Here is a 16682-nt window from a genome sequence, read left to right on the forward strand (position 1 = left end):
CGGATAGAGGGACCCGGGGCGCGTGTCCGGCGCGCGGGGCGCGTTCCACGCGGGACGGGGCTTCGCGAACCTGCGTGCCCGCGTTCTTGGAGGAGCGGGCGTTGTCCTCGGGGGTGGGCGCGGCGGTGGCGGCCTTGCGCGACGCTGGGGCTTCGGGCTCCGCGTCCGGCGGGAGCGATGCTCCGAAGGCCGTGGTCATTTCGCGCGGAGGCGCTGCGGCGGCTCTCGGCTTGCGGTCGGGCGCGGAGGCTGCGGCGTCCGGTGTCGGGCCGGGGTCCTGGGCCGAGCCGCCGCGAGACGGCTTCGCGGCCCGAGACATGCCGCTGGGAGCGGGGGCGGACTCCGCGAGGGAGACAGGGCTCTCCGCTGGCGCCTTCGCTGCGCGACGGGGGGGCTCCGCTTCGGGCGACGTGCTCGCGACCGAGGCATGACGGCCGGACGGGGCCTTCGGCTGGCGCGGTGCTTCCGTGGGGACCGATGCGGTTCCTACCGGCGCATGACGTCCCGAGGGCGCCTTGGGTTGCCGAGGTGCTTCCGCGGAAGGCGATGCGGCGCTCGCTGGAGCGTGACGTCCCGAAGGGGCCTTGGGCGGGAGGTCGACCTCCGCGCCCGGCACGGTGTCCGCGAGGGAGACAGGGCTTCCCACCGGAGCCTTCCCGGATGCGGGGCGGCGCGGCGCTTCTGTTCCCTGGGCGGTGTCTCCTACCGACGCGTGCCGTCCTGACGGGGCCTTGGCGGCGCTCGCGACCGGAGCATGGCTTCCCGAGGGGGCCGTCCCAGGCTGCGATGCGGATGGAGACGCTCCCGCGCCTCGCTCTGACTCCTTCCGCGACGCGCGCTCAGCCGTGTCACTCCGAGCCCCCGCGCGCCCTCGCTTCTTGTTACCAGGAGCCGCTTCGAGTTCCTCGCCTGCCGTGTTCGTCGAGTCGACTTGCGCTGCCGCGTTGCCGCGTCCCTTGCGCGAAGTCGCGCTGGCTCCCGAAGCCCCGGGCGAACGCTTCTCCGGTGCGTTGGCGGACGCGGCCTCCTCCGCCTGGAGCAGCGACGGGACATCCGTGTTGGACGTCACCTCGTCGGACAGGTCCTTGCGCTGTTTCGCCGCGGGTACCCGGCCCGTGGCGACCGGCGGAGCGACGAGCACCGACGGCGGCGGCACCCCGCCAGCCTGCGAGGACGCCGGACGCGTGGGCTCCGGCGATGGCGGACGGGCGCGCTGCTCGCGGGACTTGCGCAGACTGTCGGCGCGGCGCGCGTAGAGGCGGGCCTTCTCGGTGTTGTTCAGCACCTCGCGGCAGAAGAGCGCGAGCCGCTCCCACGTGTGCTGTCGCTCCTCGTCGTCCTCCGTCGCGGTGGCCGCGTTCTCCAGCGCCCAGGCCGCTTCGCCAAATTGCTCGCGCTCGGTGCAGCGGTCGGCGAGCAGCAGCCAGGCTTCCTTGTGCCCCGGCTCGAAGCGCACGGCCTGGCGCAGCTCCGCCAGGGCCGCGCCCGCGTCGCCCATCGCCTCCAGCGTGGCGATGCGCTCCAGGTGCGCCTTGCGCGCGGCCGGCCCCCGAGGCTCGCGGGCGAGCTGCGCGTGCAGCAGCGCACTCAGCGCGGGCAGGTCGCCCAGGCGGCGCGCGAGCGCCAGCAGGTGCTCCCGGGGTTGCTCATTGTCCGGGCTCTCCGCGAGCACCTCCGCCCAGGCCCACTGCGCGATGCGCAGGTCGCCCAGGGACTCCTCCGCGGTCTTCGCGAGCACCCGCAGCGCCTCCAGGCGATCCGGCGCGCGGCGCGGCGCGGCGGCACAGGCGGCGCGCAGGCGCTCGACCTGGGCGAAGCGCTCGTCGTCGGAGACGCTGCGCACCAGCCCCGCGAGCACGGGCAGCATTCCGGACACGAGCGCATCCGCCGCCTCGAAGTCCTCGCGCGCCTTCGCGGGGTTGCCCATGTTCAGCTGCCGCTCGCCTCGCGTCAGCAAGGCCACGGCGCGGGCCCGCGAGGTCCTCGCCCGGGAGATCGCGTCATCGAGCGCACGGCGCACGAGCGAGGCGTCCTCCCGCTGCGACAACAGCCGGACCTGTTCACGCAACGCGGTGCGCTCACCGGTCAGCTCGACGATCTCCCGGTACATGCGCGCTGCGCCCGCGGAGTCCTGGAGCTCGTTCTCCATCACCTCCGCGAGCCGCGTCAGGGCTTCGGCGCGCTCGGGTGCGTCCTTCGCGCGGTCCGCGCGCTTGAGGTACAGCTGGGCCAGCTCGCGCCAGGCACTGCGCGCGATGAGCTGGGCCTCCTGACGCTGGGACTGGGCCCGCTCCGAGCCCTCGTCCGCGGTGCGTGCCGAAGCAGGTGCATCCGAAGCCGGTGGCTCGGAGGGCTTCACAGAGGGGACGCGCGTGGAGTCGCGCCGGGGCGCGGCGGGGGCGGCCGGCGCGGCGGAATCCGCCTGCGGGAAGACGACCTCCGAAGTCGATTCCTCCTCGTCGAACGCGGGCTTCGAGGTGGCGGGGACCAGCACCGAGGCCCGTCGCGGAGCGGATGGCTTCCCGTCACGGGACTGCGTTGACGCGGAAGCGCCCTTCTCCGCTTCGGCACGCTCGGGCGGGATGATCTCCGAGGTCGCCTCGTCGTCGTCGAACGCCATCGCTGGCGCACCCGGCACCAGCACCGCGCTGGACGGGCGCGGAGGGATCACTTCCGACGTCGCTTCGTCCGCATCCGGCGGGCGGGGGGACGGCTTCTTCGAGGCCGATGCGTTCTCGCTGGATGCCTTGGCTCGCGCTTCAGCGGCCGGTTCGGAAGGACGTGGCGGGACGATCTCCGACGTCGATTCGTCTTCGTCGAAGGCCTTGGAAGGTGCACCCGGTACCAGCACCGCGCCAGGCGAACGCGACTCCATCCGCTCCGATGCCAAAGCGTCAGGAGCGGAGGTCTTCGAGGGTGCCGCCGTTATCGCGGCCGGGGTCTCCTCGGATGGATTCAGCGACGCGGGCTTTTCGTCGAGTGCGGCATCAGCAGGAGGCGCTTCCTCGAGCTTCTTGCCGAAGACCTGCGTCGACTCGAATACCGGCGAGGCGGGTGGCGCGGCAGCAGGCGTCGACGCATCAACCTTCTCGTCGGGTGTCCGCGCCGCATCCGACGGCGCCGACTCGGTCGTCGTCGCAACAGCCTTCACTTCGGACGCTGCCGCCGTGTCCGGGAGCAGTGGCGTCTGCGTCGCACTCGCGGGCGATGTTCCACCAACCTGGTCGGCCGCCTCCGCTGACGACGATGCGGCTTCGACGCGCTCAGGCGCCTTTGCCGAGCCCGACAGCATCAATGCGCTCAACGCCGCGAGGACGTGGTCAGGCACGGTCGCGGACGGCGATGCGCTTGACGGTGCGACGACTGACGCGGGCGCATCCGAGGCGTTCCCTGACGACGAAGCATTCGATTCGCCAGCAGCGCTCTCCACCCGAGGCGCTTCATCCACGGACGACGATGCCCCCGAGGCCTCAGCGGCTGACGCCGGAATGTCAGCCCCCCTCACTACCGCGGAGCCCATGTCGCCCGGAACCTGCGCCGCGGCTTCAGGGCGCACCGTGTCCGGGGCCTTCTCTCCAGCCTCCTGCGCGACGACCACCGGATCCGGAACGGTCCTCGCGCCCCTCGGCGGCGTCACCACCCGGGCCTTGCCCGGCCCTTCGTCATCCCAGGGGAACTCCGGCCCTCGCGACGCCGTCCGTGCCTGTTCCGCCCACTCACCCAGCGGGACCTGCACCGTGGCGGCCCGGGGAGCCCACGCGGGCGTGGCCGGCACCGAAACCACCGGCATCTCCACCACCGTGTTGCCCAGCTCCGGATCCGACAGCGCCAGCGCGGACACCTCCACGGTCTTCGTCCGGGACTCCTCGTCCTCCGCTGGGGGCGGCGGCGACGGCACCGACTTCGCCTTCGCCACCCGCTCGCGCAGCACGTCGAGCACGAAGCGGGCCCTGGCGTCGTCGGGCGCGTCCATCAACAACCCGTTGAGCACCGCCGCGGCGCGCGCTTCCTGTCCCGTGCGCCGCAACACCCGCGACAGCTGGCGGCGGACCTCGCGGCGCACCTCGCCCCGCTCCGTCACCATCGCCGCGTCCAGCAGGGTGATGACCGCGCGCTCCGTGCCCGCCTTCAGCGCGCACCGCACCAGCACCGCCGCGAGCCGGGGCGTCATCGGAAGAGAACGGCTGGCGGACACCAGGCCGGAATACGCCCGCGCCGCCTGCCCCTCCTGGAGCAGCCGAGCAGCGTCCCGGCAGATCCGGGCCACCGCGCCTCGCACGTCCTCTCCTCGCGAGCCCAGCTCCGGTCCGCGAAGGGAGGGCTCCGGCGTCCGTGGGCCCTTGCCGTGTCTCCCGCCACCCATGAAGCCCCCAGTCTACACACGATGCGCGCGACGGGGGCATCCTGTCCGCGAGCACAGGGCCCGGGTTTTCCAGGTTCTCAGGACGCGTCCGCGGCCACGATGGGCCCCTCCGGAACGCGCACGCCCGCCGACTCGAAGAACGCCCGCAGGTCGTCCGGCACCGGCGCCTCCAGCCGCAGCGGCTGGCCCGTGCGCGGATGCCCCAGCTCCAGCGCATGCGCGTGCAGCAGGCAACGCGACGCCATCAGGCCCCTCGCGCTCCCCTCGCCGCCATAGCGCGAGTCCCCCAGGATGGGGTGCTCCAGCGCCGTCAGGTGCGCCCGGAGCTGGTGCGTGCGGCCCGTGCGGGGCAGCAGCTCCACCAGGCTGAACGCCTCCCCCGCGAACAGCGTCCGGTAGTCCGTCCACGCGGGCACGCCATTGGCCGCGCGGGTCGCCCGCCAGCGCCCCGGCCTCGACGGGTCCTTCGACAGGGGCAGGTCCACCGTGCCGCCCGCCGGAAGCCCCGGCCCCGTCGCCGCGAGGTACCGCTTGCGCGCGGTGCCCTCCCGGAACGCCTCGGCCAGCGCGGAGGTGGCGGCGGGCGTCTTACCGAACACCGTCACCCCGGAGGTCTCCCGGTCCAACCGGTGCACCAACCCCGCCTGCCGACCCAGGTACTCACTCACCAGGTCCACCAGGCTTCCGCCCACGCGGCCTTCCGTGGGCTGCGCGTTCAGGCCCGCGGGCTTGTCCACCGCGATGACGTCCGCGTCCTCGAACAGCACGCGCAAGGCAGCCGCGGGCTTCGAGTCCTCCAGCGGGCTCTGCCCTGCCTCCTCCAGCACCACCGTCACCACCTGCGCGGCCTGGAGCTTCACCGCCCCGTCCCGCGCGCGCCGCCCCGCCACGTATACGGCGCCCACGTCCACCAGCCGCCGCACGTCCGCCACCGGCAGCGCCAGCTCCGCCGCCACCGCCTCCACCAGGGCACGCCCCACGTGCGCCCCTTCCGCCCGGAACGTCCGGCGCTTCATCGCGCGCCGCCCCTTTCGAGGAGGGACTCCAGGGGGGCAAGCGGCCGGGCAACGGAGGCGAAGGACATGGCGCGACACTCTATGCGCGTGCTCCCTGCCGTGACGCGGGCTTCCTGTTACCTTCCGCGCCGCCATGGACCGCCCCCTGCTCTCCGTCCGGTCGCGGCTGGATGATTTCCTCGCCGAGCTGGCCACCCTCCAGTACCGCTACGGCGCCGGACTCTCCCCGGACCTCCCTGTCGCGCGCCTCTACGCATCCTTTCCGGAGCTGTCCTCGCCGGAGACCTTCGCCGCAGCCAACGAGGCGCTCGCTCGCGCTCAAGGAAAGGACGACCCCGTCGTCGTCCGCCGCATCCGGCTGGTGCGAGAGCTCATCGCCACCCAGGTGGAGGAGTCGCTCGCCCTGCCCGCGGCGGACGCCGTCGTCGCGTTGGAGGCCCGCTCCCACATCCCCGCGGACGACACGACGCTGTCCCTGGCCCAGGCCCTGTCCCAGATTCCGCGCGAGTCCAACCGCTCCCGCCGCGCCCTCATGGAGCGCGGCGCCGGCAACTTCCTCTGGGACCACCGGGGTCCGTATGGCGACCGGCGCGACGCCACCCTCCAGGCCGCGGAGGTGCTGGGCTTCCCCGACTACCCCTCGCTGCGCCAGGACGTCACCGGCATCGACGCGGGCAAGCTGGCCGAGGCCGCCGAGGAGACCCTCAAGCGCACCGAGGACGCCTACCGCGACGTGCTGGCCTACGTGCTGCGCAAGCTGGAGCCCACCCTGCGCCCGCTGCCCGGCGGCGAGGCGCGGCGCCACGACGTGCAGCACGCCCTGCGCGCCCCTTGGATGGACGCGCACTTCCGCCGCGAGGACACCGTCCCCGCCGTGATGCGCTGGCTGTCCGACTGGGGCCTCCACCCCGAGGCCGGCGGCCGCATCCGCCTGGACGACGAGGCCCGCCCCGGCAAGGCGTCACGCCCCTTCGTCGCCGCCGTGCGCGTGCCCAACGAAATCCGGCTGGTCATCCAGCCCCGCGGCGGCATGGACGCGCTGGGCGACCTGCTCCACGAACTGGGCCACGCGTGGCACCTGGCCCACGTGGACGAGGACGCACCCATGGAGCTGCGCCGCCTGGGCGACGCCTCCGTGACGGAGGCCTACGCCACCACCTTCGAGCGGCTGCTGTTGTCCCCGCCCTGGCTCAAGCGCTACCTGGGCCTGCCGTCCGGCACGACGAAGGACGTCGTGCGCATGGGCGCATTCCAGGCCCTGGCCGTGCTGCGCCGCCACTGCGCGAAGCTGTCCTACGAGCTGTCGCTCAGCACCAAGGGCGCCTCCGCCGACCGCGCGGACGAGTACGCCGACGGCCAGCGCCGCGCACTCTTCGCGCAGCCGCACCCGGGCTTCTTCCTGCACGACGTGGATTCGCAGCTCTACGTCACCCGCTACCTGCGGGCGTGGGCCCTGGAGACCCGGCTCACCGCGCACCTGCTGGAGCGGTTCAACGAGGACTTCTGGCGCAACCCCTCCGCCTTCACATGGCTCAAGGGGCTTTTCGCGCGCGGCGGTGCCACCGACGCGGAGGGACTGGCCACGGAGATCTCGGGCACGCCGCTGGCGCTGCCCGAGGCGGGAGCGCGCCTCGTGGCCATCCTCAACCAGTAGGGAGTACGGCCCCCTACTTCTTCTTGGCGCGCAGCGCGCGGACGATCTTGTCCTTCGCCGCGTTGGCCGGAGCCTCGCGGGTGGGGACCGCGGCGGGCGCCTTGGTGGCCTTGGCCGCCGTGCGCGCGCGCATCGCCTTCATCAGCTGCATCTCGATGACGAGCAGCTCATCCGCCAGCTCCGCGTTCGCACCCGCGGCGCGGGGCAGCGGCGCGCTCTTGCTGGGAGCGCCCGCGCCATGGCGCATGCGCAGGGCCTTCTCCTCCTCGGCAGTCAGCGTGGTGGACTTCTCCAGCGCCGCCTTGACCTCTTTCGCGGTCAACGTGCTACTTCCGACCTTGCGCTCCATCTCCGCTCCCTTCGTTGTGCACGCCTGAACACCCGAGCATGTCAGATGCGTCTGGGCCGCAACCGACGAGGATTGTAGAGGACGCAAGAGGGCCGTCAAAATTTCTTCCAACAGGCCGCTGCCAGTCTGTAGCGACCCGCCCCACCCGCTACAGCTACAGGTGCATCCCCAGACCCAGGAAAGTGGAGCGCAAGCTCTGTCGCTCCCCGGAGAAAGGGGAGCCCCTGGCGGAGAAGTTCTGGTAGCGGGCCTCGGCGGAGAGGAAGAGGTTCTCCCCCAGCTCCACCCCCACGCCGCCGCACAGCTCGAAGCCCAGCTGGAGCACCCGGCTGCCCAGCGCGTCCGGGGCCACCGGCTGGGGGCGTGAGTGCGGCACCAGCATGCTGGCCCCCACTCCCAGGAAGGGCCGCACCCGGGTGTCCCCCAGGGGCACGACGCGCACGGACATGGGGGTCACCTCCGTCAGGTGCCGGCTGGACGCCAGGTGGCCGCCCACCTCCAGCACCGCCCCCGGCTTGCGGTACGCCCAGCCCAGGCCCGCGCTGTAGCCCACCGTGCGCACCTTTTCCGCGTCGCCCTGGAGCACGTAGGCCCCCAGCGGTGCGACGGTGATGCCCAGGTTGCGGACGGGTTCGGCGAGGGCCGGGGTCGCCAGGAGTGCGAGCCCGGCACATGCCAGGGGGAGGGCGGAGCGGAACATGGCCTCCCGTGACAGCAAGGCCAGGGCCAGGGGGATTCCCCAGCCGCGTCAGGCACTTGCGGGAAGGCCCGGGCGGGGGCGGCGGCCCGTGCAGGACACGGCCGTCACAGCCCCCGAAGGCCGCGCGCACCCTCCGAGCCTCTGGGCCGGAAACCGTAGGGCTTCCAACGACCTGGAGGCTCGGATGAGCGCAGCGGGGTGCGTCAGTTGCCCTCGCCCTCGTCTTCCGGCTCGGGGGCGCCGGCCGCGGCGCCTGGGGTGGCGGGCGAGTCCCCGGGCTTGGTGCGCGGGATGCCGAAGTGGTCCATGGCGTCCGCGATGCCCTGGGGCTTGTCCGCGTCCGGCAGGAAGTCCTGGGGCGGCTGCAGCGCGGGGTCCTTGCCAATCTCCGTCAGGGAGGACTCCAGCGTCATGCGCAGCTCCGCGGCCTCCGGGGTCTTCTCCTGGGGCACGCCGATGCGCCCGTCCAGCCGGGCCTTGAGGACGACGGAGGTCACCGAGTCCACCAGCACCTCGCCCTCCAGCGAGCGCGGCAGCCGGTGCGAGAAGAAGCTGGCGCGGCGCTTCGTCGTCTCGTCCGCGTTCTTGGGCGTGAAGGCGGCGGGCAGCTTCTTCGGCGTGCCGCCCTCCAGGGGCGAGCCCAGGGACACGTTGTACTTCCACGCGGTGCGCCCCTCGTGGGTGACGGTGCCCGCGGGGGTGAGCTTGATGCGGCCCTGGAAGAGGCCGTCGAAGTCGCGGATGGCGCCCGTCAGCTCCGTGCGGGTGCGCTCGGCCATGCCTCGGTCGCGCAGGCGCTGGCGGTACGGGCCGTAGCGGTTGCGGGCGAACACCTGCCCCTTCACGCGCATCACCTCCAGGCCCTGGTCCCGGGAGTTCTCCAGGACGCCGTGGAAGTCGCCGTTGACGCCCCCGGGGCCCGCGCGGAAGGAGCGCGTCTCCGTGAGCTTCACGGGGTTGTTCCCGTTGGGGCCGGCCCACTCGTAGCTGAGGGTGGACTGGAAGAAGTGCGGGCCCAGCCGCTCGGTCACCTCCGCGGCGTCCATGCCCAGGATGCGGCGGGAGACCTGGGGGTTGTCCGCGACGTCCTCCGGCGGCAGCTTCTCCTTCGCCGAGGCCACCACCTTCGGCGGGTCCTCCGCAGAGAAGATGCGGGCCTTGGCCGCCTTGTCGACGGGGTCGGAGCAGCCAGTGGCTGCCAGGACCAGGGCGAGGGCGGCGGACTTCGACAGACTTCTCACGGAACCTCCACGACCACGACGGCGGGGGCGGCAAGTTACGTGGGGGGGACAGGAGCGGCAAGCGGTGGCTTGCGTGCGGCCGTGCAAGGGATAGAACGCCCAACCCATGCAGAACCTGCGAGACAAGTTGTTGAAAGCGGGCCTCGTCTCCGAGGAGGAGGCCAAGAAGTCCGACTCCACGCCCTCGGCGCCAAGGCGCCAGGAGGACAGCCGGGGGAGCGCTCCACGCGCCCCGGCCCCTCGCGGACGTGATGAGAATCGGACAGCCGGAGGCCCGCCGCGCCGTGATGACCGCGGAGGTCCGCCGCGCCGCGAGGCGCCGGAGGTCCCCCGCGCCACGGTGCGGGCGGTCCGCCGCGTCAGGGCGGCGGAGGCTTCCGAGGCGGTCCCCAGGGAGGGTTCGGCGCGAACGCGCGTCCGGGCACGCCCACGGAGAAGCCCATCCCCAAGCTGCCGCCCATGCCGGGCTCCAAGGCCTACCAGCGCGCCGAGTCCAAGAAGCAGGTGGAGCTGGACCGCGCCCTGCGCGAGCTGGTGCTCGGCGCCCAGGTGCCCCAGGAGCAGGGCGAGACGGCCTTCTACTTCATGACGCGCAAGGGAAAGCTGCGCCGAATGGAGCTGAGCCCCGCCCAGGCCAAGCAGTTGGAGGACGGCGAGCTGGGCGTGGTGGAGCGTCCGGAGCCCGCGCAGATTGAGCACTCGCTGGTGCCCTCCGCCGCGGCCGAGCAGATGTACGCGCTGTCCGCCAAGGCCGTGCGCTTCTTCAACCGCAAGGAGAACCCCGTCGGCTTCATGAACGACGAGGAGCTCAAGGCGCAGCAGGCCGCCGAGGCCTCCGGCACCGCGCCGGAAGTCGCCGACGAGCCCGAAGCCTCCGCGGAAGGTGCCGAGGAGGGCGAGGCGTCCGCCGAGGCCACCGCGTCCGAGCCGTCGTCCGAGTCCCCTGGCGAGCCTGCCTCCGAGCCGAACGGCGAAGGCAACCCCCAGTCCTGATGTTCCTTCCCGTGCCCTCCCCTCCTTCCCATCCGGGGGCGAGGGGAGGCGCGGCTTCCACCGGACGTCCGCGCTCGCCTCAGCCGAACGCGTCGATGCCGGTGATGGCCTTGCCCAGCACCAGCGTGTGCACCTCGTGGGTGCCCTCGTAGGTGAAGACACTCTCCAGATTCAGCATGTGGCGCACGGGCGGGTAGTCGTCCGTGATGCCGTTGGCGCCGTAGATGCTCCGGGCCACGCGGGCGATGTCGAGCGCGCTCTTCACGTTGTTGCGCTTGGCCAGGCTCACCATCACGGGGTTGCTCTTGCCCTCGTCCTTGAGGCGCGCGAGCCGCAGGCCCAACAGCTGCGCCTTGACGATCTCCTGGAGCATGTCCGCCAGCTTCTCCTGCGTGAGCTGGTAGCCGGCGATGGACTTGCCGTCGAACTGCGTGCGGGACAGCGCGTATTCGCGCGCGCCCTCGAAGCACGCGATGGCCGCGCCCGTCACCGCGAACGCGATGCCTGCTCTCGCGTTGTTGAGGCACGACAGCGGCCCCCGGAGGCCCACGACGCCGGGCAGCACGTTGCGGTCCGGCACGCGCACGTCCTGGAAGGACAGCTCGCTGGTGCGTGACGCGCGCAGGGAGAACTTGCCGGGAATCTCCCGCGCGCTGAAGCCGGGCATCCCCTTCTCCACCAGGAAGCCGCGCACGGACTCCGGGCCGCCGTCGTCCGTCTTCGCCCACACCACCGCGACGTCCGCGATGCTGCCGTTGGTAATCCACGCCTTGGTGCCGTTGAGCACCCAGGTGTCTCCGTCCTTCCGGGCGCGGGCGCGCATGCCGCCGGGGTTGGAGCCGAAGTCGGGCTCGGTGAGGCCGAAGCAGCCGATGAGCTGTCCCTTCGCCATGCCCGGAAGGAAGCGCGTCTTCTGCTCCTCGCTGCCGAAGGCGTGGATGGGGAACATGCACAGCGAGCCCTGCACGGACGCGAAGCTGCGCAGGCCGGAGTCACCGCGCTCCAGCTCCTGCAACACCAGGCCGTAGCTGACGGTGCTCATGCCCGCGCAGCCGTAGCCCTGGAGGTTCGCGCCCAGCACACCCAGCTCCGCGAGGCCCGGGATGAGGTGCGCGGGGAAGGTGCCGTCGCGGAAGTGCTTGCCGATGATGGGCAGCACCTCCGCGTCCACGAAGCGGGCCACCGCGTCGCGAGCGGCCTTCTCCTCGGCGGACAGCAGATCGTCGATGCGGAACAGGTCGGTGATTTCGGCGCGGGGCATGGCGGCGAGCTTGACGTCGCCATGCGGGAGCCGTCAAACCACCGGAGCCTCAGTGCGTCGCGGGCGCGAGCGCTTCCAGGTCCGCGTCACGCATGGAGTTGACCAGCGGACCGTCGATCTTCCGCTGGCGGCCCACCATCACCGTGGGCTTGAGGAAGAAGAGGTTGTTCCAGTTGAAGTCATACAGCGCCTGTTCGGCGGTGTCGTTCCAGCTCCCATCCATGCGGCCGTCGTAGTACCCGAGCTTGTGCAGCACGCGCTTCACGGCCTTCGCGGTCTCCGTGTCGAGCGGGATGAGGTCCGACGCGTACGGCGCCGCGACCCCCGCCTGGTAGCGGTTCATCTCCACGTCCAGCTCCTTCAGCGCGTGCTTGCTGCTGTGCACGACGGCGTCCGCCAGCACCTTCGTGTAGAAGACCGCTTCGTTCTCCGAGCTCCAGACGCGGATGACGCCGGAGCGCTCTCCGTTGTTGTCGCCGCCCACCCTGGCCCCCGCCTTGAGCGACGCGAGCAGCCGCTGCGGCAGGCTGCCCGTGGCCTGCTGGAAGCCCTTCGCCATGGCCTCGCAGATGGCGGCGGTGGTCTGGTTGTTGGCCTGCACCACGAAGGTGGCGCCCTTCACCGCGCAGCGCTGCGAGGCGCTCTCCGCGCCGGTCTGCTGGCCCACGGTGATGGTGCCGTCGGGGTTGAGCTTCACCGCGGCGAGCTGGCGATAGTCCGCGTACGGATCCACGGTGAACACGTAATCGATGGCGGCCTGGGCCGTGTCGCCCGCGTCGGTGCGGGCGATGATCGCCTCGGCGTCATCCACCGAGGGGTAGAACATGGAGGCCACCGCCACGTCCGGGCGGCCGTAGGGCACCAGGCCGCTGATGCCCGCGGGGAAGGAGATGCTGGCCACGCCGCACGACTTCTCCACCGCGTCGCACGCGACGATGGCGCGCGTGCCCAGGAGGCGCGGGTTGGCGCGGCCAGTGGGCGCCGCCGCGAGGGCGGACGTGGACGCGAACATCAGCCAGGAGGCGGCCAGCAGGCCACGATGGAAGGTCTTCATATGCAATGGACCTCGATGCGGTGAGGGATGTCTTGAAGAGTCCCCGACAGCGCGATTGATGCATTTCGCCGTGCAGCGTCAGCCCGGATCCACGCGCGGGGATATGCTGCCCGGCCATGACGAACGAGACGACGAAGAGCGTGGTGGTGACGGGCGCCAGCCGGGGCATTGGCCGCGCGGTGTCCCTGGCGTTCGCGCGCGAGGGCTACGACGTCTGGGCGATGGCGCGCTCGGCGGAGTCGCTGGAGGCGCTGCGCAAGGAAGGCGGCGAGCGCATCCACACGCTCACGGTGGACGTGGCGGATGAGTCCGCGTTGCTCGCGGCGTGCAAGACCTTGCTGGCTGCGGGCACGCCCCGGGTGCTGGTGAACAACGCGGGCATCACCGTGTCCGCGCCGCTGACGAAGACGTCCACGGCGGACCTGGCGAAGGTGATGGCCGTGAACGTGACGGCACCCTTCCTGCTGTGCCGCGAGCTGATGCCAGCGATGGCGTCCGCGGGCGGAGGCCGGGTCATCAACATCGGCTCCATCACCGCGACGCGCGGGGCGAAGTACACGTCCGCGTACTGCGCGTCCAAGCACGCGCTGCTGGGGCTGACGCGCGCGCTGTCGGTGGAGTACGCGCGCAAGAACGTCACCGTGAACATCGTGAACCCGGGCTGGGTGGAGACGGACATGTTCGCGGGCGCGACGGCCGCCATCAGCAAGACAACGGGCCGCAGTGACGAACAGGCCCGCGAGGCCCTGGCCGCGATGAGCGCCATGGGCCGCATCATCCAGCCGGAGGAGGTGGCCGCGATGTGCCTCTTCCTCGCGTCGGAGGCGGCGGCGCCCATCACCGGCGCGGCCTACGCCATCGACGGCGGCGAGGCGGCGTAGCGCGGGCCCGACGCCTTCGTCACGGAGTCACAGGCGGTACTGCTCCACGATGTTGCTGACCTCGTGGGACGCGGTGGTGAGGCGCGCGGCGGCCACGGCGCTGGTGGCCACGCGCTCCACCGTCTCGTCCGCCAGCCGCGTCAGGTCGCTCAGCGCGGCGAACAGCTCCGCGATGCCCGCGTCCTGCTGGCTCACCATGTCCGCGATGCTCTTCACGGACACGCTGTTCTTCTGGATGACCTCGGCCAGCGCGCGCAGGCTCTCTCCCGCCGCGCGCGCCTGCTCCAATCCGCCCTCCACCTCGCGCGTGCCGCCCTCGCTCGTCTGCACCGCCTCGGAGATGGCGCGGCCGATGTCCGCCAGGATGGACTGCACGCGCGCTGTCGCCGTCGCGGACTGGTCCGCCAGGGAGCGCATCTGCCGAGCCACCACCGCGAACGCCCGGCCCGCCTCGCCGCTGCGCGCCGCCTCGATGGCCGCGTTCAACGCGAGCACGTTGGACTGGTCCGCCAGGTCCTTCACCGTGCCGGTGATGTCGCCCACCTGCCGCGTGCTCTGCCGCAGCTCCGACACCGTGTTGGAGATGCGCTCCACCTGCGAACGGATGTGCGTGAGCCCGCCCACGCTGCCCGCCACCGCGGACTCGCCCGCCTGCCCCACCGCGCCCGCCTTCTCCGCGTCGCGCAGCACGCCCGTGGCCCGCTGCGCCGCCGCCCGCGAGCTCTCCTGAAGCTGCCGCGCGGCGATCTGCGTCTGGTGCAGCGCCGCCGCCTGCCGCGTCACCGCCAGGTTCTGGTCCGACGCGGAGTTCGCCAGCTCCAGCGCCGTCGCCTCCAGCTCGTGCGCGGAGTTCTTCAGCGCCATCAGCACCGCGCGCAGCCGCGCCATCATGTCCCCGAAGGACAAGGCCAGCTGGCCAATCTCATCCTTGGAGTGGATGTCCAACGTGCTGCTGAAGTCTCCTTCCGCCACCACCCGCGCCGCCGCCGCCGTCAGCGCGCCCAGGGGCGCCATCATCCGACGCACCAGCAGGAACACGCCCCCGCCCGCCACCAGCGCCACGAATAGCCCCAGCCCCAGCACCTCCATCAGCGTGGCGCGCATCCGCGCCCACTCCGCCTGAGCGCCGCGCGCCAGCACCAGCTCCAGGCCCTCGCCCACCTCCACCCGCGACACGTGCAGCGACACGCCGCCCACGTCCACCTCGGCGCCGTTCGCTCCGCCCGCGCCCGCCGCGGCCAGCAGCGTCTTCGCCTGGACCGCGTGCACCGACCTCGCCACCAGCCGAGGCCCCGCGTGCAGCAGCGCCTCCAGGTCCTCGCTCCCCTCGCCCAGGCGGCGCAGGTCCTCTCCGCCCAGCTCCGCGCCCACCACCAGGAAGCCCACCGGTACGCCGTTGGACTGGAGCGGCTGCGCCACCGCGAACAGGGGCACGCCCGTGGCCGGCAGCACCACCTGTCCCTTCTGGCGCACCACCTTCTCGATGCCCGGCAGGGCCCGCTCACCGGAGGAGGCGAGCACCGTCCCGTCCACGCCCACCAGCGCCATCAGGTCCACGCCCAGCACCGTGCGGTGCTCGTTCAGCAGGGCGTCCGTCTCCGAATGGTCCTCCGCGAAGGCCGCCGTGAACGCGGGGTTGGCCGCCGCCACGCGCCCCAGCTCCGTCAGCACGCGCAACTCCTGGTCCTTCAACGCCTGCCAGCGGGTCGCGTCCCGCGTCAGGGCGGAGGCCATTTCGGACTCCACGCGCGAGCGCAGCGACAACCCCATCAACGTCACGGTCAACAGCGTGAGGGTGATGACAACGGCGGTAAGGGCCGCGGTCAGGCGCGCGGCAAGGCTGAGCGTCATACGCAACGGGTGCTCGGAGGGGGGAGGGAGACGCGAGGGGAGCCCCCAGATTAACCTGGAAGATGCGAAGGATTGAAGTCCCTGTTCAGGGTGACTCCCCCTCCGTCCGGGCGGACCCATCGCGTCGGGTCGGCGGTCAGGACCGACCTGTGGGGTTCATCATCCCCGCACTCCCAGCACGTGACGCGCTGGGTAGACGTTCAGACCGCCACGCGCAGTACGACAGCGGTGATGTTGTCGCGGCCACCGGCCTCGTACGCGGCGGTCACGAGCGCGTCACACGCGGCCTGGGCGGAGGGAGCGTGCAGCTGCTCCTTCATCACCTCTGGACCCAGGGGCTCATACAGGCCGTCCGAGCACAGGAGGAAGACATCCCCGGGCTGCGTCTCCAGCCACTGCACGGTGGGCTCCGCGTTCTCCGTGCCCAGGGCGCGGGTGATGAGGTGGCGCAGGTTGGCCGGATTGCCGGGCGGCTCGCGCCCCGCGGCGCGCAGCTCCTCGATGAGCGAGTGGTCGCGTGTGAGCGACTCCAGCTGGCCCTCGCGCAGGCGGTACAGGCGGCTGTCGCCCACGTGGGCCACCGCCGCGCTGCGCTCTCCCACCGCGAGCGCCACCACCGTGGAGGCCATCTCCTTGAGCTTGCCCACGCGGCGCACGCGCAACGTGCGCTGGGCGAGCGCCGTGCACGCGGCCAGGTAGTTCTCCTCGCGGCTTCGCGCGGGGTCCACCGCGTCCGGCCAGGTGCCGTCGCGGTCGCGGTCCAGCCGGTCGCTGAACCCCGCGAAGGTGTCCACCACGCACTGGCTGGCGACCTCCCCGCCCTCCTGTCCCCCCAAGCCGTCCGCCACGACGAACAACCCGCGTTCGGGCAGCACGCAGTACGCATCTTCATTGTGCGGGCGCCGCCCGATGTGGGTCTGCCCCGCGCACTCGAATCTCATCACCACTGCCTCCTGGCTGGGCTCCCGGTGAGCAAACGGGAGGCCAACGGCCCGGTCGCTTCATGCCCGGGGTTCCCCCATGGGGTTCTCGCCTCTGGAGAACGCCCGGGTGCGCGTTCTCTCCGCGCACCCGCACTCCCCTGTCCGAGGACCGACGTTGCGGTCGTCTCCACCCCGTCCCGCCCCGACTTCTCAACGGGCGTGACACCCCGAAGGCCCGGGCGGACCTCGTGGGAGGACGCGGGACCGGCGTCCACGTGTGGAGCAAGGGTGGGAGTCATGGGCGCCGGTAGGATATCGGGCATTGTGGCCAATGGGGATCCACTCGCATCCCCCTAGCAACTCCTGCCGGCCCCAGCGGACAATGCAGGAGCTGCC

Annotated in this window: 11 protein-coding genes and 1 pseudogene; 3 read left to right on the forward strand and 9 right to left on the reverse strand. The window is 72.1% G+C overall.

Annotated elements, in window-relative coordinates:
• Nucleotides 1-4363 (reverse strand): annotated as a pseudogene (locus D7X99_RS21200) (hypothetical protein); the annotation flags it as partial.
• Between the two features lie 77 nt (nt 4364-4440).
• Nucleotides 4441-5379, reverse strand: coding sequence for an RluA family pseudouridine synthase (locus D7X99_RS21205; protein ID WP_121779360.1), 939 nt, complete (start codon nt 5377-5379; stop codon nt 4441-4443).
• A 133-nt stretch (nt 5380-5512) separates the two neighbouring features.
• Between D7X99_RS21205 and D7X99_RS21210 the strand changes: the two genes are divergently transcribed.
• Nucleotides 5513-7033 carry a peptidase M3 gene (locus tag D7X99_RS21210; RefSeq protein WP_121779361.1) on the forward strand — a complete coding sequence of 507 codons (1521 nt, stop codon included), beginning with the start codon at nt 5513-5515 and terminating at the stop codon, nt 7031-7033.
• Between the two features lie 13 nt (nt 7034-7046).
• Here the strand turns inward: D7X99_RS21210 and D7X99_RS21215 are convergent, their stop codons facing one another.
• From D7X99_RS21215 to D7X99_RS21225, 3 genes are all read right to left on the reverse strand, one after another.
• Nucleotides 7047-7382, reverse strand: a complete 336-nt coding sequence (locus D7X99_RS21215) for a hypothetical protein (RefSeq protein WP_120575912.1) — start codon at nt 7380-7382, stop codon at nt 7047-7049.
• 154 nt (nt 7383-7536) lie between these two features.
• Nucleotides 7537-8082 (reverse strand): hypothetical protein, encoded by a 546-nt coding sequence (locus D7X99_RS21220; protein WP_120575911.1) that lies wholly within the window; start codon nt 8080-8082, stop codon nt 7537-7539.
• Between the two features lie 203 nt (nt 8083-8285).
• Nucleotides 8286-9323, reverse strand: coding sequence for a hypothetical protein (locus D7X99_RS21225; RefSeq protein WP_121779362.1), 1038 nt, complete (start codon nt 9321-9323; stop codon nt 8286-8288).
• Between the two features lie 459 nt (nt 9324-9782).
• Here D7X99_RS21225 and D7X99_RS43790 point away from each other — a divergent pair, with 459 nt between their 5' ends.
• Entirely contained in the window at nt 9783-10316 is a 534-nt protein-coding gene (locus D7X99_RS43790; protein WP_233613584.1) for a DUF2058 family protein, read from the forward strand.
• A gap of 79 nt (nt 10317-10395) precedes the next feature.
• On the opposite strand, the gene D7X99_RS21235 is transcribed toward D7X99_RS43790, so the two are convergent.
• Together D7X99_RS21235 and D7X99_RS21240 are read right to left on the reverse strand one after the other, a co-directional pair.
• On the reverse strand, nt 10396-11577 hold the full coding sequence (locus tag D7X99_RS21235; RefSeq protein WP_121779363.1) for an acyl-CoA dehydrogenase family protein: 1182 nt from the start codon (nt 11575-11577) through the stop codon (nt 10396-10398).
• Between the two features lie 49 nt (nt 11578-11626).
• A complete protein-coding gene (locus tag D7X99_RS21240; protein WP_121779364.1) occupies nt 11627-12631 on the reverse strand; it encodes a DUF1028 domain-containing protein in 1005 nt (334 codons plus the stop codon).
• Nucleotides 12632-12747: 116 nt separating this feature from the next.
• On the opposite strand from D7X99_RS21240, the gene D7X99_RS21245 reads away from it, so the two are divergent.
• Nucleotides 12748-13512, forward strand: a complete 765-nt coding sequence (locus tag D7X99_RS21245) for an SDR family NAD(P)-dependent oxidoreductase (protein WP_121779365.1) — start codon at nt 12748-12750, stop codon at nt 13510-13512.
• Nucleotides 13513-13539: 27 nt separating this feature from the next.
• Here D7X99_RS21245 and D7X99_RS21250 read toward each other — a convergent pair whose 3' ends face one another.
• Together D7X99_RS21250 and D7X99_RS21255 are read right to left on the reverse strand one after the other, a co-directional pair.
• Nucleotides 13540-15363, reverse strand: a complete 1824-nt coding sequence (locus D7X99_RS21250; protein WP_121779366.1) for a methyl-accepting chemotaxis protein — start codon at nt 15361-15363, stop codon at nt 13540-13542.
• A gap of 200 nt (nt 15364-15563) precedes the next feature.
• Nucleotides 15564-16304, reverse strand: coding sequence for a PP2C family serine/threonine-protein phosphatase (locus D7X99_RS21255; protein WP_121779367.1), 741 nt, complete (start codon nt 16302-16304; stop codon nt 15564-15566).
• Nucleotides 16305-16682 lie beyond the last annotated feature (378 nt).

Origin of the sequence: Corallococcus sp. AB032C, from assembly GCF_003668935.1 — a bacterium.
GTDB lineage: Bacteria > Myxococcota > Myxococcia > Myxococcales > Myxococcaceae > Corallococcus > Corallococcus exiguus.